Annotated in this window: 19 protein-coding genes and 1 tRNA gene; 15 read left to right on the top strand and 5 right to left on the bottom strand. The window is 39.7% G+C overall.

Annotation, left to right across the window (positions count from 1 at the left end; all coding sequences use genetic code 11):
* Positions 1–3 precede the first annotated feature (3 nt).
* The 6 genes from ACVRZ8_RS01120 (at position 4) to ACVRZ8_RS01095 (ending at position 4,432) form a co-directional block, all read left to right on the top strand.
* On the top strand, positions 4–681 hold the full coding sequence (locus tag ACVRZ8_RS01120; protein ID WP_447447481.1) for a TVP38/TMEM64 family protein: 678 nt from the start codon (positions 4–6) through the stop codon (positions 679–681).
* A 44-nt stretch (positions 682–725) separates the two neighbouring features.
* Positions 726–998, top strand: coding sequence for a chorismate mutase (locus ACVRZ8_RS01115; protein WP_447447480.1), 273 nt, complete (start codon positions 726–728; stop codon positions 996–998).
* Complete coding sequence (locus tag ACVRZ8_RS01110) at positions 988–2,208, top strand: chloride channel protein (protein WP_447447479.1); 1,221 nt, start codon at positions 988–990, stop codon at positions 2,206–2,208. Before ACVRZ8_RS01115 ends, ACVRZ8_RS01110 begins: the two co-directional genes overlap by 11 nt.
* Positions 2,209–2,531: 323 nt before the next feature.
* Positions 2,532–3,755, top strand: coding sequence for a chloride channel protein (locus tag ACVRZ8_RS01105; protein WP_447447478.1), 1,224 nt, complete (start codon positions 2,532–2,534; stop codon positions 3,753–3,755).
* Between the two features lie 155 nt (positions 3,756–3,910).
* Positions 3,911–4,258, top strand: a complete 348-nt coding sequence (gene rplS, locus ACVRZ8_RS01100; RefSeq protein ID WP_447447477.1) for a 50S ribosomal protein L19 — start codon at positions 3,911–3,913, stop codon at positions 4,256–4,258.
* 102 nt (positions 4,259–4,360) lie between these two features.
* Positions 4,361–4,432: transfer RNA gene (locus ACVRZ8_RS01095), tRNA-Arg, on the top strand.
* A gap of 36 nt (positions 4,433–4,468) precedes the next feature.
* On the opposite strand, the gene ACVRZ8_RS01090 is transcribed toward ACVRZ8_RS01095, so the two are convergent.
* Positions 4,469–4,645 (bottom strand): DUF3042 family protein, encoded by a 177-nt coding sequence (locus tag ACVRZ8_RS01090; protein WP_447447476.1) that lies wholly within the window; start codon positions 4,643–4,645, stop codon positions 4,469–4,471.
* Positions 4,646–4,720: 75 nt separating this feature from the next.
* On the opposite strand from ACVRZ8_RS01090, the gene miaA reads away from it, so the two are divergent.
* The 4 genes from miaA to ACVRZ8_RS01070 all read left to right on the top strand — a co-directional run bounded on the left by miaA (position 4,721) and on the right by ACVRZ8_RS01070 (position 8,740).
* Positions 4,721–5,611, top strand: coding sequence for a tRNA (adenosine(37)-N6)-dimethylallyltransferase MiaA (miaA, locus tag ACVRZ8_RS01085; RefSeq protein ID WP_447447475.1), 891 nt, complete (start codon positions 4,721–4,723; stop codon positions 5,609–5,611).
* A 38-nt stretch (positions 5,612–5,649) separates the two neighbouring features.
* Positions 5,650–6,147 carry a free L-methionine (R)-S-oxide reductase MsrC gene (gene msrC, locus ACVRZ8_RS01080; protein ID WP_447447474.1) on the top strand — a complete coding sequence of 166 codons (498 nt, stop codon included), beginning with the start codon at positions 5,650–5,652 and terminating at the stop codon, positions 6,145–6,147.
* Complete coding sequence (gene dnaX, locus ACVRZ8_RS01075) at positions 6,147–7,814, top strand: DNA polymerase III subunit gamma/tau (RefSeq protein ID WP_447447473.1); 1,668 nt, start codon at positions 6,147–6,149, stop codon at positions 7,812–7,814. The genes msrC and dnaX overlap by 1 nt, the downstream gene beginning before the upstream one ends.
* Before the next feature lie 740 nt (positions 7,815–8,554).
* The gene (locus tag ACVRZ8_RS01070) at positions 8,555–8,740 is read left to right on the top strand and encodes a DUF3272 family protein (RefSeq protein WP_447447472.1); all 186 of its coding nucleotides are present in this window, start codon (positions 8,555–8,557) and stop codon (positions 8,738–8,740) included.
* Here ACVRZ8_RS01070 and birA read toward each other — a convergent pair.
* Positions 8,727–9,665: a bifunctional biotin--[acetyl-CoA-carboxylase] ligase/biotin operon repressor BirA gene (gene birA, locus ACVRZ8_RS01065; protein WP_447447471.1), complete on the bottom strand. Its 939-nt coding sequence runs from the start codon at positions 9,663–9,665 to the stop codon at positions 8,727–8,729. The genes ACVRZ8_RS01070 and birA overlap by 14 nt on opposite strands.
* Before the next feature lie 278 nt (positions 9,666–9,943).
* On the opposite strand from birA, the gene metK reads away from it, so the two are divergent.
* The 5 genes from metK (at position 9,944) to ACVRZ8_RS01040 (ending at position 14,326) form a co-directional block, all read left to right on the top strand.
* Complete coding sequence (metK, locus tag ACVRZ8_RS01060) at positions 9,944–11,137, top strand: methionine adenosyltransferase (RefSeq protein WP_447447470.1); 1,194 nt, start codon at positions 9,944–9,946, stop codon at positions 11,135–11,137.
* A gap of 455 nt (positions 11,138–11,592) precedes the next feature.
* A complete protein-coding gene (locus tag ACVRZ8_RS01055; protein ID WP_447447469.1) occupies positions 11,593–11,829 on the top strand; it encodes a DUF1146 family protein in 237 nt (78 codons plus the stop codon).
* A 77-nt stretch (positions 11,830–11,906) separates the two neighbouring features.
* Positions 11,907–13,175 carry a UDP-N-acetylglucosamine 1-carboxyvinyltransferase gene (gene murA, locus ACVRZ8_RS01050; protein ID WP_447447468.1) on the top strand — a complete coding sequence of 423 codons (1,269 nt, stop codon included), beginning with the start codon at positions 11,907–11,909 and terminating at the stop codon, positions 13,173–13,175.
* Between the two features lie 7 nt (positions 13,176–13,182).
* Entirely contained in the window at positions 13,183–13,371 is a 189-nt protein-coding gene (locus ACVRZ8_RS01045) for a DNA-directed RNA polymerase subunit beta (protein ID WP_447447467.1), read from the top strand.
* Between the two features lie 73 nt (positions 13,372–13,444).
* On the top strand, positions 13,445–14,326 hold the full coding sequence (locus tag ACVRZ8_RS01040; protein WP_447447466.1) for a DNA/RNA non-specific endonuclease: 882 nt from the start codon (positions 13,445–13,447) through the stop codon (positions 14,324–14,326).
* 80 nt (positions 14,327–14,406) lie between these two features.
* On the opposite strand, the gene ACVRZ8_RS01035 is transcribed toward ACVRZ8_RS01040, so the two are convergent.
* The 3 genes from ACVRZ8_RS01035 to ACVRZ8_RS01025 all read right to left on the bottom strand — a co-directional run bounded on the left by ACVRZ8_RS01035 (position 14,407) and on the right by ACVRZ8_RS01025 (position 18,195).
* Complete coding sequence (locus ACVRZ8_RS01035; RefSeq protein WP_447447465.1) at positions 14,407–15,768, bottom strand: hypothetical protein; 1,362 nt, start codon at positions 15,766–15,768, stop codon at positions 14,407–14,409.
* An 807-nt stretch (positions 15,769–16,575) separates the two neighbouring features.
* Complete coding sequence (locus ACVRZ8_RS01030) at positions 16,576–17,607, bottom strand: Gfo/Idh/MocA family oxidoreductase (RefSeq protein WP_447447551.1); 1,032 nt, start codon at positions 17,605–17,607, stop codon at positions 16,576–16,578.
* Between the two features lie 9 nt (positions 17,608–17,616).
* Entirely contained in the window at positions 17,617–18,195 is a 579-nt protein-coding gene (locus tag ACVRZ8_RS01025; RefSeq protein ID WP_447447464.1) for a sugar O-acetyltransferase, read from the bottom strand.
* Positions 18,196–18,334 lie beyond the last annotated feature (139 nt).

Below are 18,334 nucleotides of genomic sequence, written 5' to 3'. Positions count from 1 at the left end.
TATATGTTAGAACGTTTTAGCAAAAAACCTTGGTGGACAAAATTTCTCATTGTAATTGGTCTCGTTCTTATCGTCCTTAATATTTGGGGGATTGTGCTTCATAAATGGTCAGCGATTATGTCCTTTGTGGAGATTGGTCTAAACCCTACTGAACTTGAAAAGCTGATTTCAAAGCCAGATGCACTGGATTATTTGCTTTTAATCTTGCTGACAGCTCTTATGTCAGCTGTTCCATTTTTTTCCAGTTCTGTAATTTGCGTAGTTAATGGTGTTATTTTTGGTCCTGCGCTAGGGTGTATGGTTAATATAACAGGAAATAGTCTGGGAAATGTTGCAGTTAGTCTTCTTATGCATAAGATTGACTTGCAGGAGAAAACTAAGCGCATGGGGAACTTTGTTGAAGATTTATCCCACTATAAAAATAAAAGGCTAGGGCTGACTCTAGGTTACATGATTCCCATTATTCCTTCTTTTTTGGTCAATTATACAGCCTTGCAGCTTAAATTATCTTGGAAAAAACTTCTGCCTTGTATAATAATTGGGGTGACTCCGTCATCACTTCTTTATGCTTTTGGTGGTCATGCTATTATAACTGGAAATATAAAACAATTGCTGCTTATTCTTTTAGTTGTACTTGTTTTACTGATACTTTATAGACGGTTTAAAAAAAAGAAAGGCTAGAAGCGAAGCCTTTTTTTTGCTATAATGAAATAAAAGGAGAGGCTATGGACTTACAAGAAATTAGAGCACAAATTGATGATGTGGATAAAGAATTGGTACAGTGTTTAGAAAAACGAATGACTTTGGTCAGTCAGGTGGCTGATTATAAAAAAGCTAGTGGCAAGCCTGTTTTGGATTCAGAACGCGAACAGTTATTACTAAAAAAAATAGAAAGTCTTATTGTAAATGATGCCTATCGTTCAACTATTTTAGCCACTTTTACTGATATTCTTAAGCATTCTAGGAATTACCAAAGGAGAGCCTTAGATGAGGATTAATATAAAATCCTTTCTTGATTTAAAGAAAAACAGTCGCCTATTCTTGATTTCAGCTGCTGCTGTTGTGGTTGGGGTCTTGGTTGGTGTTGTTGATATGATTTTTGGTGTTGTCTTGAATGCTTTAACAGCTTTTCGAGAAACACATTTTTTATATCTTATTCCTTTTCTTTTTTTGGCAGGACTTCTGATTGTCTTTCTTTATGACCATTTTGGTGGTAAAAGTATCAAGGGAATGGGCTTGGTCTTTGATGTCGCTGACAAAAGAGAGGTAGCTATCCCCAAAAGATTAGTTCCCTTAGCAATCTTTTCAACTTGGTTGACTCACCTTTTTGGCGGCAGTGCTGGTCGGGAGGGAGTAGCTGTTCAGATAGGTGCAGCCTTATCTCATGCTTTTTCACCTATTTTTAAATTCGAAGAGTCGTCTAGAAGCTTTTTGATTATTGGGATTGCCGCTGGTTTTGCTGGTTTATTTCAAACACCCATGACAGCTATCTTATTTGCTCTTGAAGTGCTTGTTATTGGTCGTTTGGAATTATCAACGTTATTGCCAACAAGTCTAGCTGCCTATACTGCCAGTTATACCTCTCATTTATTAGGGTTAAAGAAATTCACTCGTCTTGTCAAAGTTAATATTGAATTGAATCCCATCTTATTTTTGAAATTTGCTTTATTGGGTATTATCTTTGGCTTGGTGGGAACTTTGTTTGCTTATTTGTTAAGAAGGACAAAATTAAGTTTAATCTTACGTTTTAAAAGACCTTATCAGCGTATTATGATAATGGGGCTTGTACTAAGTGTTTTGTTTATTATAATGGGAGTAGGACGTTACTCTGGCTTGAGTACAGGCTTAGTGACTGCTAGCTTTTCTAATGGGACGATTTATCCTTTTGATTGGCTGTTTAAGTTAATTTTGACAGTATTAACTTTATCGGCAGGTTATCAAGGTGGGGAAGTGATGCCCATGTTTACCATTGGAGCAACGCTGGGTGCGGTATTAGCTCCCTTAGTTCATTTGCCATCAACTTTTGTTGCTGCTTTGGGTTACGCCAGTGTCTTTGGCAGTGGCACCAGCACCTTTTTAGCTCCAATTTTTATTGGTGGTGAAATTTTTGGCTTTGAAAATATTCCCTACTTTTTTATTGTGGTTTGCTTTGCCAGCATTGTCAAGAAACAAATCAGTGTTTATGCTGCACAAAAAGTCACTGCCTGATATCGGTTGATTAACTAAAGAGAAAGGTCAGTCTTGAGAAGATAAGCATCCTTTTTCTTGTCGTTTATTTTATAATTATTTAGTTTATAACCAATATTCCTAGCCCAGTCTGCCTTAGGTGGTCGGCACGCCAGCAAACCTGTGGTTTCATGGCTAAATGGAAAACCAAAAGTCTTTCCATTTACCTGTATCGTTAGCAAAAGCTAACGATACTTAGACCACTGCAGCGACTGGCTTTAGGTATCTTCCATTGTTTCCTATAGATTGATAAAAAGTTGTCTTTACTGTTTCAAAACGAAATGACTATATAAAAAGAAAGTATTATGATTGAAAAAAAGATTAAAGAAGCCAATGACTTGTCCTATTCTACTTTGTTTTTCTTAGCTTTCATGGGCTTAATCATTGGTGCTCTTGTGGGTCTTGTTGATACTGTCTTTGGGCGGGTTTTAATCCATTTGAGTGCTGTCAGAGATGCTCATCCTTGGTACTGGCTGCCTTTTTTGGGATTTGTCGGTTTGATAATTGTTTATTTATACCAAAAGTGGGGTGCTAAAAGCAGCAAAGGGATGAGTTTAATCTTTCAAGTCGGTTTTGAAGAGGAAGATCTGATTCCTAAGCGTCTCATCCCCATGATTATTGTCACAACTTGGTTAACTCACCTTTTTGGTGGTAGTGCTGGTCGTGAAGGCGTTGCCGTTCAGCTAGGTGCGACAGTTTCTCATTGGTTTAGCCGATTTTTTCATTTTCCTAATAAATCACGTGTTTTTCTGCTGACAGGGATGGCAGCAGGCTTTGCAGGTTTGTATCAGACACCGATGGCAGCTATTTTATTTGCCTTAGAAGTGTTGGTTCTTGGCAATCTGGGACTCGCTGCCTTGGTTCCCATGACCATTGCTTCCTTTACAGCTAGTTTGACCTCGCATAGTCTTGGTTTGGAGAAATTTGCGCATACTTTGTCAAGAACGATTTCTTTGACACCAACTGTTTTTATTCAGCTGCTCATTTTAGGACTTATCTTTGGTTTAGCCGGTAACCTATTTGCTTATTTATTGGCTTGGTGCAAACAGTGGCAGGCACGATTGTTTCCTAATCCTTATAGACGTATTTTAGCTGTTGGTCTCTTGCTTAGTTTGTCTTTATTGCTCCTTTATCAGGGACGTTATTCTGGCTTGGGGACTAATCTGATTTCTGCTAGCTTTTCTGATGGGAAAATTTATGTTTATGATTGGCTGTTAAAGCTATTGTTAACCGTTGTAACCTTGGCAGCAGGTTTTCAAGGTGGAGAAGTGACACCTTTATTTGCTATCGGTTCTTCTTTGGGCATTGTTTTGGCCAGCATTTTTCATCTCCCCTTAGAATTTGTAGCAGCTCTAGGCTATATTTCTGTCTTTGGCAGTGCAACCAATACATTTTTAGCCCCTATATTAATCGGCGGAGAAGTCTTTGGTTATCAAAATTTGCCAGCTTATTTTATTGCAGTGACCTTTGCCTATGTTGTTAATCGTAAGCAATCCATCTATGCGCTTCAAAAAATTAGAGAACAATAGTTTGGCTTTGTTAGGAAGGCGCATCCAGCCAAAATATTTCTCTTTACAAGAAAGCTAAAATTTGTTAGAATATTTTTTGTGTGTAATGGACGCACGAAAACGGCTAATCCGCTGAGACAGAGCGCTTATGATTAGTAAGAGAAGGAGAATAAAAAATGAATCCATTAATTCAAAGTTTGACTGAAGGGCAGCTTCGCACAGATATCCCTGATTTCCGTCCTGGTGACACTGTTCGTGTACATGCGAAAGTTGTCGAAGGAAATCGTGAACGTGTTCAGATTTTTGAGGGTGTTGTTATTTCCCGCAAAGGTCAAGGAATTTCAGAAATGTACACAGTTCGTAAAATTTCAAGCGGTATCGGTGTTGAACGTACTTTCCCAATTCATACACCACGTGTTGAAAAAATTGAAGTGACTCGTCACGGTAAAGTCCGTCGTGCTAAACTTTACTACCTCCGCGCATTGCAAGGTAAAGCTGCACGTATCAAAGAAGTCCGTCGTTAAGTAAATTTTCTTAGGACGTCACAAAGGAGTCTAGGATATGTATCCTAGACTCCTTATGTTAATATAAAAAGGTAATAAACTATTGTTTATATTACCTTTTAACTCCCCTTAGTTAAATGGATATAACAACTCCCTCCTAAGGAGTCGTTGCTGGTTCGATTCCGGCAGGGGAGATAGTATGTAATAAAAAAACGCCGTAAAGGCATTTTTTTAATGTGAGACACGTTTGCGAGCTGCTTTTTTACGATTTTCTTCGATAAAAGCGGCTTTTTTTTCTTCAGGTTCAATAATGGTTTTTTTAACAGCGTAGGCCGCTCCACCAACAGCAGCAGCCGTTGTTGCGATTCCTGTCACAAGCCCTTTAACAAATGATCCTTTTTTAGCCATGAGAAGTTCTCCTTTTCTTATGTTATAATGGTTATATTATCTAAAAAAAGAAATAGAAGTGCAAGTAAAAACTTTATGAAAACAAAAGTAATTGTGGTTACTGGTCCAACAGCTGTTGGAAAGACTACTCTAGGCATTCAACTGGCACAGCAATTTGACGGAGAAATCATCTCAGGTGACAGCCAGCAGGTTTACCGACAGCTTAGTATTGGAACAGCCAAGGCGACAGCAGAAGAACAAGGCCAAGCAGTGCATCATTTGATTGATGTGCGTGATGTTAAGGAGACCTATTCAGCCTATGATTTTGTGGTTGAAGCAGAAGCTGCTATCAGAGAGATCACAAGCCGCGGCAAACTCCCTATCATTGTTGGCGGAACGGGCCTCTATTTGCAGAGTTTGCTGGAAGGCTATCATCTTGGCGGTAAGGTAGATCAGGAGGCTGTTTTGGTTTATCGTTCTGAGCTTGAGACTTGGTCTGACGATTTGCTTTTTGAAAAAATAGCAGAGCTTGATCTTGCTATCCCTCAGTTAAATCGGCGCCGTGCCATAAGAGCACTTGAATTAAATCGCTTCGCTGCTAAACTTGAAAATAAAGAATCTCCTTATGAGCCTTATATTATTGGTCTGGATGATGAGCGTCAGCTTATTTATCAAAGAATCAATGAACGTGTAGATAAGATGATGAATCAAGGGTTATTGGAGGAGGCTAAATGGCTCTATGATAATTATCCTAAAGCGCAGGCAGCTCGTGGGATTGGTTATAAGGAACTTTTCCCCTATTTTGCAGGTGAACAATCGATCGAAGAAGCAATTGAGAAAATTAAACAAAATACGCGTCGTTTTGCCAAGCGTCAGTTGACTTGGTTTCGCAATCGCATGGCTGTTAATTTCTATCAGATAACGGCGCCTGATTACCCGCAAGCCGTTTTTAAAAAGGTTCGAGATTTTCTGGAGGATAACAATTAAAACAGTCTCACGACTGATTTTTTGTTATAATAGAAAATATGAAATACGAGAAAAAAATCAAGACTTATCAGCTTTTACTGGAGCAGGCAGAGGGATTGTTTGCTGCTGAGAGTAACGTTCTTGCTAATTTGTCAAATGCATCTGCTTTAATTAAAAAAGAACTGCCTCATTCTGTTTTTGCTGGTTTTTACTTGTATGATAGACACGAGCTGATTTTGGGGCCGTTTCAGGGACAAGTCTCTTGTGTTAGGATTGCTCTGGGTAAGGGAGTCTGCGGAGAAGCAGCCATCAAGGGTAAGACGGTTATTGTCCCTGATGTAGCAAAGCATGACAATTATATTTCTTGCGATTCAGCTGCTAGGTCTGAGATCGTTATTCCTATTATTAGCAAAAATAACTTACTTGGCGTTTTGGATTTAGATTCTGATCTTGTAGACGATTATGATGAAATTGACCAAGAATATCTTGAAAAATTTATAGCGGTCTTATTGGAGAAGACCGTTTGGAATTTTGAAATGTTTGGAGTAGAAGATTAATGTATCAAGCGCTTTATCGAAAATATCGTAGTCAGACTTTTGAAGAAATGGTAGGACAAACCGTTATCTCTACCACTTTAAAACAAGCAGTAGAGACTGGGAAAATCAGCCATGCTTATCTTTTTTCGGGCCCGCGCGGTACTGGAAAAACCAGCGCAGCTAAGATTTTTGCCAAGGCTATGAACTGTCCTAATCAAGAAAATGGAGAGCCTTGCAACCATTGTGATATTTGCCGTGATGTTACCAATGGCAGTTTAGAAGATGTTATCGAAATTGATGCGGCTTCCAATAACGGTGTGGATGAGATTCGTGATATTCGGGACAAATCAACCTATGCCCCCAGTCGTGCGACTTACAAGGTTTATATCATTGATGAAGTGCATATGCTTTCAACAGGTGCTTTCAATGCCCTTTTGAAGACCTTGGAAGAACCGACGGAAAATGTGGTTTTTATTCTTGCGACAACAGAACTGCATAAGATTCCAGCCACTATTTTGTCGCGTGTGCAACGCTTCGAATTTAAGGCTATCAAATTATCAGCTATTCAAGAGCATCTAGCTGATATTCTTGATAAGGAAAAAATTGGTTATGAAGCAGAAGCACTGACTTTGATTGCCCGTCGAGCAGAAGGGGGAATGCGAGATGCTTTATCCATCTTAGATCAAGCCTTGTCTTTATCTGCAGACAATCAAGTTACTGTGGCTGTTGCTGAGGAAATCACGGGTTCAATTGGTCTGGCGGCTTTAGATGATTATGTAGCAAATATACGTCAGCAAAAAGCGACAGAGGCTTTGGATAATTTAGAAGTTCTCTTTGACAGTGGGAAATCTATGAGCCGTTTTGCAACTGACCTCTTAGAATACCTGCGGGATCTGTTGATTGTGCAGACAGGTGGCGAAAATACGCATGCTTCACAGATTTTTGAAGAAAACCTGTCCTTTGAACAGAATCAAGTATTCGCTATGATTGAGACAGTGACAAAAGCTCTGCCTGAAATTAAAACAGGTACGCATCCTAAGATTTACGCTGAAATGATGACTATTCAACTGGCGGATCACAGCTCTGCTATGCCCCAAGAACTTCCTGAGAATTTACAAGAAGAATTAGCCGGTTTGCGCCATCAGGTGCTGGAAATGCAAAAGCTCATCCAAAATTTGCAGAAACAGCCACAACTCAAGTCCAATTCTGCCAAATCTGCGCCAAAGGCCTCAGCTTCCTACCAGTATAAAGTAAATCGCGAAAAGGTTATGGAAATCATGCATGAGACTATGGAAAATCCAAAAAAATCCAGAGAGTGTTTGGAAGCGCTCAAAGGAACCTGGAATGAGATTTTAGATTCTATCAGTCCCCAGCATCGTGCTTTGTTAAATGGATCTGAGCCCGTTTTGGCTAATCAGGAAAATGCTATTTTAGCCTTTGATGCAGCTTTTAATGCAGAGCAGGTTATGAAACGTTCAGATCTCAATGACATTTTTGGCAATATTATGGGTTCGGCTGCAGGTTTTTCGCCCAATATTATGGCTGTGCCTAAGTCCGAATTTGAGTACTTACGTTCAGAGTTTGCCCGTAGTCTTAAACCCAAAGAAGAACTGGAACGTGAAGAACGTGAGACCTACATTCCGAACGAGCTAGAGTTTCTTGCTGATATCGTAGAAATTGAAGAGTAAAGAAAAGATTAGAACGAATAGAGTATCTCAATACTTCATATCGGTGAAGAACTTCGCTGATGTCTTTTGAAGAGGCTGGGACAAACCACGATGATTGCTGTGCAACCACCCACAGAAGAATGTAATCGTGAAGATTACGTATAAAAAGCCCCTAGGATTATCATATATAGTCATTCAGTTTTTCTTTTATGACTTCGTTAACTCGCTTTGCCGTACTCTAGTATTATCCGCAGCTCGTGTTCAATTATTAAGATACGGCAGAGGATTGTTATCTAAGTGCTCAGCACTTGATAACAAACGCCAATCACCATAGTGAATTGGCTACCTCTCCCGCTAACTTCGTTTGGTTAGTAAGAGCGACTAACCAAACGAAGTGTCGCAAAAAGTGTTTACGAGCAAGGGCAAAATAGGAGTTTTGACGAAGAGTCACAAGACTCTAGGAGAAATTATCTTTTTGCCACAGCTCGCAGCTCGTGTTCAATTGCGCAAGTGATAGCTCCAACAGTTTGGGAAACTATTGGAGCTTATCTAATCCAATGAACGTTAGTTCATATCAATCCCTAATCAACTGTGCGGGGGTGGGACTACAAAATCAAATTCTTCAAATTTCCGATTCGCTTTTTTGTTTTTAAGCTCATGAAGAAAACATCCATTGGATATTTTCTTTATCCCACTCTCTTTAAAAAAGAGTTCAGAGACTTACCTTGTCTTGAACTCTTAATTTTTGTATAATAAAGTTTATGAATAAACAGATTATTATTTTGACCGTGGAAACTGCTATTGAAACTTATTTGTTCAACCTTAGCTTTCAGCACGGGCATATCCTATTTACCCTCTTTTTTGGTTATCTCTTATTACGTCGCCTTTATACAACTTTTATTATTTCTCGTATTGCCAAAGCTGTAGATAAGGCTACCAAGAAGTAAGACTGACTTCACCAGAACTCAGCCATCTTTTGCTGCCATCTGGGAAAGTAATCTCCAATTCACCGCGATCAGAAATAGCTGTCGCCTTACCACTAATTTGCTTTTGATTATCCATAAAGCTCACTTGCCTGTCCAAGACAAGTGATTTTTCTTTGTAAACTTTGATAAGATCAGCTTGCGGAATATCCTGAAAAAGACGCCAAATCTCAATAATCAGCTGGTCACGGGTGATAGCTGATTGGCCTTCAGGAAAAAGACTGGTTACCTTACCGGTCAATTCTTTTGGAAACTCAGTGATAGCAAAATTAATTCCAATACCAATGATAATATCTGTGATGAGACCTGTTTCGACGGAACTGATGGCTTCAGTCAAGATACCAGCTACTTTTTTTTGATCCAGATAAATGTCGTTAACCCATTTGATTTGTGTATCGATACCAGTCAGACGCTGAATGGCTTTGACTAAACAGGAAGCTGCCATGAGGGTATAAGGAGGAAGATCAGGATAATGGCAATTAGGTTTGAGATGAAGACTCATGTAAATTCCCCCTGTTTTTCCCGCAAAAAAACTGCGCTCAAAACGCCCTTTAGCTGCTGATTGACTAGGTGCTAGATAAAGTGCAGGAACAGAGGCAGCCGTTTCAATCCCCTTTTTCGCATCTAGCTGGGTAGACAATGAATCTTCCTTGTAATAAACAGGCATATGGAGAGCTTGTGAAATAGCATAAGGAGAAAGTAAGTCCCCGCTGATTAGGCGATACCCTCTTTTTTTCACAGATTCTATAACCAGCCCCTTTTTCTCTAGGGTTTGAATGGCTTTCCAAATCGCTGTGCGTGAAATTCCAAGATCGCAGGCAAGCTGCTCACCAGTAGTAAAATTAGCCTTTGTCAATAAGCGTTCATATACACGTTGATAAGTTTTCATAAGATTAGTATAATACAAGTCGGCTAAAAAATCTCGTCAGACCTAATGTTTGATCCCATATTTTGATAAAGAGCTTGAATTATCATTGAAAATTTTTAACACCCCATAAAAAATAGTTATATTAAAATAACATCATTTCATGGTATAATGGTGGAGTTATGAAGTCCCGATAAGGTGGTGGAAATATTCCATCAGTTCTTTGTAACCTAGTAACACGTGATAAAAGTCAAAATTTTTGATTTTTATGACGAGAATCATTATTTTAAGGGGGACATTTTATGTCAGAACGTAAACTTTTCACGTCTGAGTCGGTATCTGAGGGACACCCAGATAAGATTGCAGACCAAATATCCGATGCTATTTTGGATGCTGTTTTGAGTCAGGATCCAGATGCGCATGTCGCAGCTGAAACAGCTGTTTATACAGGATCTGTCCATGTGTTTGGCGAAATTTCGACTACAGCCTATGTGGACATCAACCGTGTGGTACGTGATACCATTGCTGAGATTGGCTACACCAATGCGGAATATGGCTTTGCAGCTGATTCTGTTGGCGTGCACCCGTCCTTGGTTGAGCAGTCACCAGACATTGCTCAGGGGGTCAATGAAGCCTTGGAAGTTCGCGGAGATTCAGATCAAGATCCGCTTGATTTGATTGGTGCGGGAGACCAAGGTCTCATGTTTGGATTTGCTATTGACGAAACGCCAGAACTCATGCCGCTGCCGATTTCACTCAGCCACAAGTTGGTTAAGAAATTGGCTGATTTGCGTAAATCGGGAGAAATTACCTACCTTCGGCCAGATGCCAAATCGCAAGTTACCGTCGAATACGATGAAAACGACAAGCCAGTTCGTGTTGATACCGTTGTTATCTCAACCCAGCATGACCCAGATGTGACCAATGCTCAAATCCATAATGATATCATTGAAAAAGTGATTAAAACAGTTATTCCTGACCAGTATCTTGATGACAAGACCAAGTTTTTCATCAATCCAACAGGCCGCTTTGTTATTGGTGGTCCTCAGGGCGATTCTGGCTTAACGGGACGTAAGATTATCGTGGATACTTACGGTGGTTATGCTCGCCATGGTGGCGGTGCTTTCTCTGGCAAAGATGCAACCAAAGTTGACCGTTCAGCATCGTATGCTGCACGCTACATTGCGAAAAACATCGTTGCAGCTGGTCTTGCCAGCAAGGCAGAAGTGCAGTTAGCTTATGCTATCGGCGTGGCTCAGCCAGTTTCTGTCCGTGTGGATACTTTTGGAACCAATACGGTTTCTGAAAGCAAGTTAGAAGCAGCAGTGCGTCAGGTCTTTGACCTTCGACCAGCAGGTATTATCCAAATGCTCGACCTCAAACGTCCTATCTACAAACAAACAGCCGCTTATGGCCATATGGGGCGTACCGATATTGACCTTCCATGGGAAAAATTGGATAAGGCTGATGCACTTAATGCAGCAATAACAGTTTGATTAAGAGAGTGGAACAAAGCTCGGTAAAACATAGTCTTATTTTGAGCTGCTAACCTGAAACAGCCTCTCCTCAGGCTATTTTGACATAAGCATCCTCAAGATACTTTAAAGGGATAAATCGTTAAAAGATTCTCCCAACTATGGTGTTTTACAAACGGAATAACAAAAACTCAAGGAGAGTTTGGGACAAAAGTCGTTCCAAACTCTTTTTAGTAACTGGGGAGATGGGAGATGCGAAGCGCAGTGTTTGGGACTCAAAACGTCCAGTTGACGATTTGAGGTAACCAAGTAACTTTCCTCAATTTAGAGTTTCCCCTAATAGTGAGGTCAATAAAACGCCTGTTTGACGAGTGGTTTTGATTGGAAAAGATATTGACTTCATTGTGGTTTTATGAGCTTATACAATCAGTGCTATTTTTCGAATGAAATACCTTAAACTATGTTATAATAAAAAGATGAATATCATAAATACTTCAATCACTATTATCAGTCATTTAGTGTTTATTAGCCTAAGTTACCAGATGCTGATTAGTCTTTTTGATTGGTCTAAAATAATTAAAATACCGGCCGAGAATGAAGGGAAGCTTCGTTTATTTTTGCTTTTTCTATCAATTGCTCTAGGCTATCTGGTCTCTTCTTTCTTATTGGCTATTTTGCAGCTTAGCCAAGAAATTGTGATGACGATTTCTTAAATGAAAAGCAATTAAAAAGAGTATTTTGATACTATTGTATATAACTATAATTTTTTGAGAAGAAGGGATTTTTCCTTATGGATAACATTATTGTTGAAGGCGGCCAGACCCGTTTATCAGGTGAAGTGGTCATTGAAGGAGCTAAAAATGCAGTGCTTCCTTTATTGGCAGCGACGATTCTTGCTTCAGAAGGTCAGACGGTTTTAAGCAATGTTCCCATTTTATCAGATGTCTTTACGATGAATAATGTGGTTCGCGGTCTTGATATTGCTGTTGATTTTGACGAAGAGACTAATCAGGTTACTGTTGATGCCAGTGGCAGTATTTTGGATGAGGCACCCTATGAATATGTCAGCAAGATGCGTGCTTCTATTGTTGTTTTAGGGCCGATTCTTGCTCGCAACGGTCATGCCAAAGTATCCATGCCTGGAGGCTGTACAATCGGAAGCCGCCCTATTGATTTGCACCTCAAAGGTTTAGAGGCGATGGGGGCTAAAATTACTCAAATAGGCGGTGACATTACGGCAACGGCTGACAGACTGATTGGTACTAATATTTATCTGGATTTTCCGTCAGTCGGTGCAACCCAAAACTTGATGATGGCGGCAAGTTTGGCAGAAGGTACAACAGTTATTGAAAATGCTGCGCGTGAGCCTGAAATTGTGGACTTGGCTGTGCTGTTGAATAAAATGGGAGCCAATATCAAAGGAGCTGGAACAGAAACATTGGTTATTTCAGGCGTTGATAAACTTCATGGGACGGAACATGCAGTTGTTCAAGACCGTATCGAGGCTGGAACTTTCATGGTAGCAGCTGCAATGACTTCAGGTGATGTTTTGATCAAGGATGCTATCTGGGAACATAATCGTCCTCTTATTTCAAAATTAATGGAAATGGGCGTAAAAGTGACAGAAGAAGCAGAAGGTATTCGCGTTCAATCTGATGTCAGCAAACTTAAACCAGTAACGGTGAAAACGTTACCTCATCCGGGTTTTCCAACAGATATGCAAGCTCAATTTACGGCTCTCATGGCAGTTGTTAAGGGTGAATCAACTATGATTGAAACGGTTTTTGAAAATCGCTTCCAGCATTTGGAAGAATTGCGTCGTATGGGACTACATTCAGAAATTTTACGGGATACAGCCATGATTCATGGTGGTCACAATCTTCAAGGTGCACGCGTTATGTCAACTGATTTACGTGCCAGTGCGGCTCTTATTTTGATGGGGATGGTAGCTCAGGGAAAAACTACTGTTGGGAAATTAAGCCACTTAGATAGGGGCTATTATCGCTTCCATGAAAAATTAGCTGCCCTAGGAGCTAATATTAAACGTATCAGTGAGTGAGGTTTTTATGGAAACTGGAGGAAAGTATGTTCTCAGACAGTTGCTCTTCATTTTTATCATTTTTTTGTTAAGCCTTCTTTTTCTAGCTATTGGTCTTATGATTGGTTATTCGCTTCTGGGCGAAGGAAATAACCCTTTGGATATTTTGAAACCAAGTACATGGCAGAGCATTGTGGATAAGTTTATTGGCAACTGAGATAAGGAAAGGACTTGAGTGAAACGTTTGAGCCCTTTCTTTTTATTGAAAATTTTTAGAGAGATAATTTATTATGGCAAAGAAAAAGAAATTAAGTCGAAAACAGATACAGCAGCTCTTTTCTGTCGCAGCAGCTCTTCTGATTTTAATTCTGGGATATGTGTCTACTAGTGATCGTATCTCTCCCAATAATCCCGTTAAACAAATAGCCAGTCTTGTTACTGGACAATCAGCATCTGTCACCTCAAATGGTTCTTCCGTTAATGAAGCTACCCCTTCACAAAAATTAGCCGAAACGGTACTAACAGAAAATGTCAAATCGCAGCTGGGCTCAGATTTGCAATGGAATGGTGCCGGTGCTTATATTGTGAAAGGAAACAAGACGGACTTGAATGCCAAAGTATCCAGCAAAGCTTATGCCAATAATAAAACGAAAACAGTTCAGGGAGAAACGGTGCCGACGGTTGCAAATGCACTTTTGACTAAAAATACTCGTCAATATAAAAGCCGTGAGGAGACTGGAAATGGTTCGACCTCTTGGACTCCTGCAGGTTGGCATCAAGTACAAGGCTTATCGGGAGAATACAGTCATGCCATTGATCGCGGTCATTTGATTGCTTACGCTTTAGTAGGAGGGCTTAAAGGATTTGACGCTTCCACTTCAAATGAAGCCAATATTGCAGTACAGACGGCTTGGGCCAATCAAGCAAACAGCGAGGATTCAACAGGACAAAACTATTACGAAACTCTAGTTCGTAGGGCTTTGGATAGCAATAAGCGTGTTCGTTATCGTGTAACCTTGATTTATGATGGTGATCATCTGATTGCTTCAGGGACTCATTTGGAGGCTAAATCATCTGATGGCAGTTTGGAATTTAATGTTTTTATTCCAAATGTTCAATCAGGAATCACCCTAGATTATTACAACGGACAGATTTTGGTAAATACCGAGTAATAGATATTTTCCAACAATTAAAGGATAAGAAGCAAAAGAACCTGAGTTTTCTAACTCAAGTTCTTTTTATTTTTGAGATTTTAAACGATTGTAGCGGTACCTTGCTCATCAAATTTGTAAGTGACACCTTTGATTGTCAGCGTTGTATTTGTGACACGAGCGCCTGAATCTGGATCATAGTAGCGTGTAACACCGTTTTCGGTAACTAACTCCCCTTTAGCTTGTCTGCCATCTTTATGGAAATACACCGTATCGCCATTAATTGTCGCTTCTCCAATAATTGCGTTGGCATCATCACCAAAGTAATACCAGCTATTGCCATATTGGACATAGCGATTCTTGACCGCTGAACCAGTTTCCGCATCAAAATAATAAATTTGGGTGATATTCGCATATGGGCTGTAGCCATAAACACGTGCATATTTAGAATTAGATTCAAAATATGCAAGATAATCTTTGCTTAGACGTCCCGTTCTAATTCGCTTAGATGCTCCTGAGCTTAAGAAATAATAAAGATTTCCATCAATAGTTTGCAAGCCAGATAGTTTTTCACCTTTATCATCAAGATAGAAGTAGCTACCATCAATTGTCTGAACCCATCCTGCTTTTGTAACTTTAGCACCAGTATCCTTATCATAATAAGCTCCTTGTGTAGAAGCTTCTGTGAAGTAACCTTCAAAATCTCCTTTGATTTGGAAGCCATGGTATGAGTGGAAATAAACCTCGTCACCATTGATGGTTTGCGCCCCTTTAAGAACTTCTCCGTTTGCCCCAACATAATACCATTTACCCTTGTATTGGACATAACGGTTAGTCCAAAGAGCTCCTGTATCTTGGTCGTAGTAGCGTTGCAAATAATCGGTATTAGTTGCTGGTAGGCCTCCTTTAACCTGTACACCGTTAGCTTCAAAGTAGACTTGAACACCATCAATCGTTTGAGCACCAGTCAGGTTGTTGCCGTTCGCGTCAACATAGTACCAATTTCCTTTTTCATCACTGTAGTAATGGGCACCAGTTGAATTGTCTTGGTTAGCAGCAGTGGTATAGCCTGAAGTAACAGGAGCTTGGTTATCACTGTCAGCTTCAGTTGCTGTCTGACTGGACTCTTCAGCATTTGCAGTTTCAGTAGCGCTTAGTGCCGCTTGATTAGAATCGTCTGAAACAGCAGTTTCCACAGTATATGTCACTGTCTGATTAGAATCTTCAGTATTTGCCGTTTCAGTAACGCTTGTCGCTGCTTGAACAGAGTCATCTGAACTTACAGTTTCTGTCGTATTGGCTGACGCTGTCACAAGTTCAGTCGTTTCAGCAGCGCTTGATGCTGTTTCCTCAGCAAAAGCGGGTTTTGCGACTAGAGAGAAACTTGCCAAGGCTGCAGCACAAGACAAGGTGATAATATGTTTCTTAGATAAATTCCAAGATGAATGAAAATGTACTTTCATAAGTTCTCCTTTTTCTTATTGTATTATTATTATATAAAAAATATACGAGAAATCAAGCTGATTAATAAAGTTTAAAATTGTCATTTCGTTTTGAAACAGCAAAGACAACTTTTTATCAATCTGTAGGAAACAACGCAATTATACCTAAAGCCAGTCTTTCCATTTAGCCATGGAACCGCAGATTTGCCGGCGTGTCGACCGCCTAATACTCAAAGAAAATCAAAATCAGACGAGGCAACGTCTTAAGAAAATCCGCTAATGCTGGCTTTTCTACGCCAAGCTCTATGAAGCTGGCTAAAAACCTTACTAGCTCGTTGGTGAAATAATATCGATTTCACCTCCTCGCGTCGCAACGTCTTAAGAAAATCGGCTAATGCTGGCTTTTCTACGCCAAGCTCTATGGAGTTGGCTAAAGACCTTACTAGCTCGTTGGTGAAATAATATCGATTTCACCTCCTCGCGTCGCAACGTCTTAAGAAAATCGGCTAATGCTGGCTTTTCTACGCCAAGCTCTATGGAGCAGGCTAAAGACCTTACTAGCTCGTTGGTGAAATAATATCAATTTCACCTCCTCGTGTCGCAACGAGCCGCAGGTAGCTCAAAAGGTCCGGGGGAGCTTTTGAGGTTATGGCAATAAGGAAAGCTTGCCTTTCCTCAAAAAGTACAGCAAGCTGAAGTCAACAACGTAATATTTTGATTTTCAAAGAGTATAAGGCAGACTAGGCTAGGAATACTAGTTATAGACTAAATAACTATAATATGAAATAGAGCACTAAGGTGAGGAGAACAAGACACAACAGCCTATCCTTATAATGCGTCATTTTTTTCAATTTCTTGAGCACCTTGATTCAGAATATCAATCAAACTGATTGTTTGCTCGTCCTGAACTAATTTTTGTTTACCCTCAGCCAAACTTTGATATAAGGCTTGGTAAAAAAGGCTATAATCCCCAATCTCGGAAACAACCTTTTCTTCATGATAATTATCTTTTTCGTCTAGATAAGTTAAAAGGCCATAATCTTCAGGTCTATCAAGACCAAAATCATCGTGATCGGGCAAATAAAAGTGTTTCAAATCATATTCTTGGCGGTCTTTCTTTTCCTTGACAAAGACTCCCTTAGTCCCATAGAGAACAAAGCTGGGACGTTCTTTCAGTCTAAAATAACTGGATTTCACAGAAATTTTCAAAGGATGTTCATAATAGAAATCAATATCAAAATAATCATTCATTCTATTTTGACCTAACAATTGACGGACATCATAATGAATATGCCGAGGCTGACCCCAATAGGAAAGCACTTGATCAACAGTATGGCAGGCATGGTTGAAGAGATAGCTGCTTCCTCTTGAGTATTCTTGAATAGATTCAGGAACTTCTGGTCTATAATAATCATAATGCATTTCAACTTCCAATAATTGTCCTAAACGACCGGACTCAATTACCTTTTGAGCAGTTAGAAAATCTGAATCAAAACGGCGGTTTTGATAACCTTGAATCATCAGTCCTTTTTCCCTAGCTAGTTGGAACAGCTCTCTAGCTTCTTCTGGCTTCTCAGTAAAAGGTTTTTCCAGCAAAACATTGTGACTGTGCTCCAAGGCCAGCTTAGCATAGTGATAATGCCATTGATTAGGTGTTGTAATGATGACCAAATCTAAATCATCATTCTGCCAAACATCATCAATATTAGTTGTATAATGGACGCCGGCTAATTTAGCCCAGTCATCTTTTATCGTGCGGGCATAGATAGTCTTAACGCGGAATTTCTTTGTTTTAAGTAAGAAAGGCAAATGGTAACGATTGGTACTTTTACCATTCCCTATAAAGGCAACATTTAACATCATTTTCTCCTATTCTTCCTCAAGATCATTTTCAATTGTTTTAATAAGCTTGGCGGGTACACCGCCTACAAGACTGTTAGCCGCTACGTCCTTAGTTACAACTGCTCCAGCAGCAATAACCACATTATCTCCAATCGTAACTCCTGGCAAAATAGTACAGTTTCCGCCAATCCAGACATCATTGCCAATTCTTACAGGCTGCGCCTTGCCCAAATGCTGTCTTCGTCCTTGCGGAGACAGAGGATGGCCGACTGTTGTAATCAAAGTATTTGGTCCAATCATAACATGATTGCCAATTTCCACAGGGGCAATATCCAAAATAATGCCATTGTAATTGATAAGAAAATCATCGCCAACATGGATATTCTTTCCATAATCACAATTAAAAACCGGTAAAACAGTTGGATTGTCTCCAACAGAGCCAAAGAGCTCTTTTATCATAGTTTGACGTTTAGCAGTCTCTAAAACACTCACATTGTTAAGTTTTTGACAGCCTTCTACAGCTCTCAATTTGCGTTTATCGACTTCTTCATCAGTGAAGTCGTAAGGTAAGCCACCTTCTAATTTTTCCAATTCCGACATGGTCATTTTCAGTCACCTCAATTCTTAATCAGCAAAATTGATTTCTGTTAACACCTGTTAGTTTTATTTTAACATTTGTAAAAGCTTAATTAAAGATATAGTTATTTAGTTTTAAGATAGTATTCCCGACAAGACTGAATAGAAT

The organism is Streptococcus dentiloxodontae, from assembly GCF_053206925.1.
This window is presented reverse-complemented; position numbering and strand designations above follow the sequence as displayed.

Coding starts and splice junctions, on each gene's coding strand:
- ACVRZ8_RS01070 (WP_447447472.1), top strand. CDS start 8,555: ATGAATAAACAGATTATTATTTTGACCGTGGAAACTGCTATTGAAACT.
- rplS (WP_447447477.1), top strand. CDS start 3,911: ATGAATCCATTAATTCAAAGTTTGACTGAAGGGCAGCTTCGCACAGAT.
- ACVRZ8_RS01055 (WP_447447469.1), top strand. CDS start 11,593: ATGAATATCATAAATACTTCAATCACTATTATCAGTCATTTAGTGTTT.
- murA (WP_447447468.1), top strand. CDS start 11,907: ATGGATAACATTATTGTTGAAGGCGGCCAGACCCGTTTATCAGGTGAA.
- ACVRZ8_RS01030 (WP_447447551.1), bottom strand. CDS start 17,607: ATGTTAAATGTTGCCTTTATAGGGAATGGTAAAAGTACCAATCGTTAC.
- ACVRZ8_RS01120 (WP_447447481.1), top strand. CDS start 4: ATGTTAGAACGTTTTAGCAAAAAACCTTGGTGGACAAAATTTCTCATT.
- metK (WP_447447470.1), top strand. CDS start 9,944: ATGTCAGAACGTAAACTTTTCACGTCTGAGTCGGTATCTGAGGGACAC.
- msrC (WP_447447474.1), top strand. CDS start 5,650: ATGAAATACGAGAAAAAAATCAAGACTTATCAGCTTTTACTGGAGCAG.
- ACVRZ8_RS01025 (WP_447447464.1), bottom strand. CDS start 18,195: ATGACCATGTCGGAATTGGAAAAATTAGAAGGTGGCTTACCTTACGAC.
- ACVRZ8_RS01105 (WP_447447478.1), top strand. CDS start 2,532: ATGATTGAAAAAAAGATTAAAGAAGCCAATGACTTGTCCTATTCTACT.
- ACVRZ8_RS01045 (WP_447447467.1), top strand. CDS start 13,183: ATGGAAACTGGAGGAAAGTATGTTCTCAGACAGTTGCTCTTCATTTTT.
- ACVRZ8_RS01110 (WP_447447479.1), top strand. CDS start 988: ATGAGGATTAATATAAAATCCTTTCTTGATTTAAAGAAAAACAGTCGC.
- ACVRZ8_RS01090 (WP_447447476.1), bottom strand. CDS start 4,645: ATGGCTAAAAAAGGATCATTTGTTAAAGGGCTTGTGACAGGAATCGCA.
- ACVRZ8_RS01040 (WP_447447466.1), top strand. CDS start 13,445: ATGGCAAAGAAAAAGAAATTAAGTCGAAAACAGATACAGCAGCTCTTT.
- ACVRZ8_RS01035 (WP_447447465.1), bottom strand. CDS start 15,768: ATGAAAGTACATTTTCATTCATCTTGGAATTTATCTAAGAAACATATT.
- ACVRZ8_RS01115 (WP_447447480.1), top strand. CDS start 726: ATGGACTTACAAGAAATTAGAGCACAAATTGATGATGTGGATAAAGAA.
- miaA (WP_447447475.1), top strand. CDS start 4,721: ATGAAAACAAAAGTAATTGTGGTTACTGGTCCAACAGCTGTTGGAAAG.
- birA (WP_447447471.1), bottom strand. CDS start 9,665: ATGAAAACTTATCAACGTGTATATGAACGCTTATTGACAAAGGCTAAT.
- dnaX (WP_447447473.1), top strand. CDS start 6,147: ATGTATCAAGCGCTTTATCGAAAATATCGTAGTCAGACTTTTGAAGAA.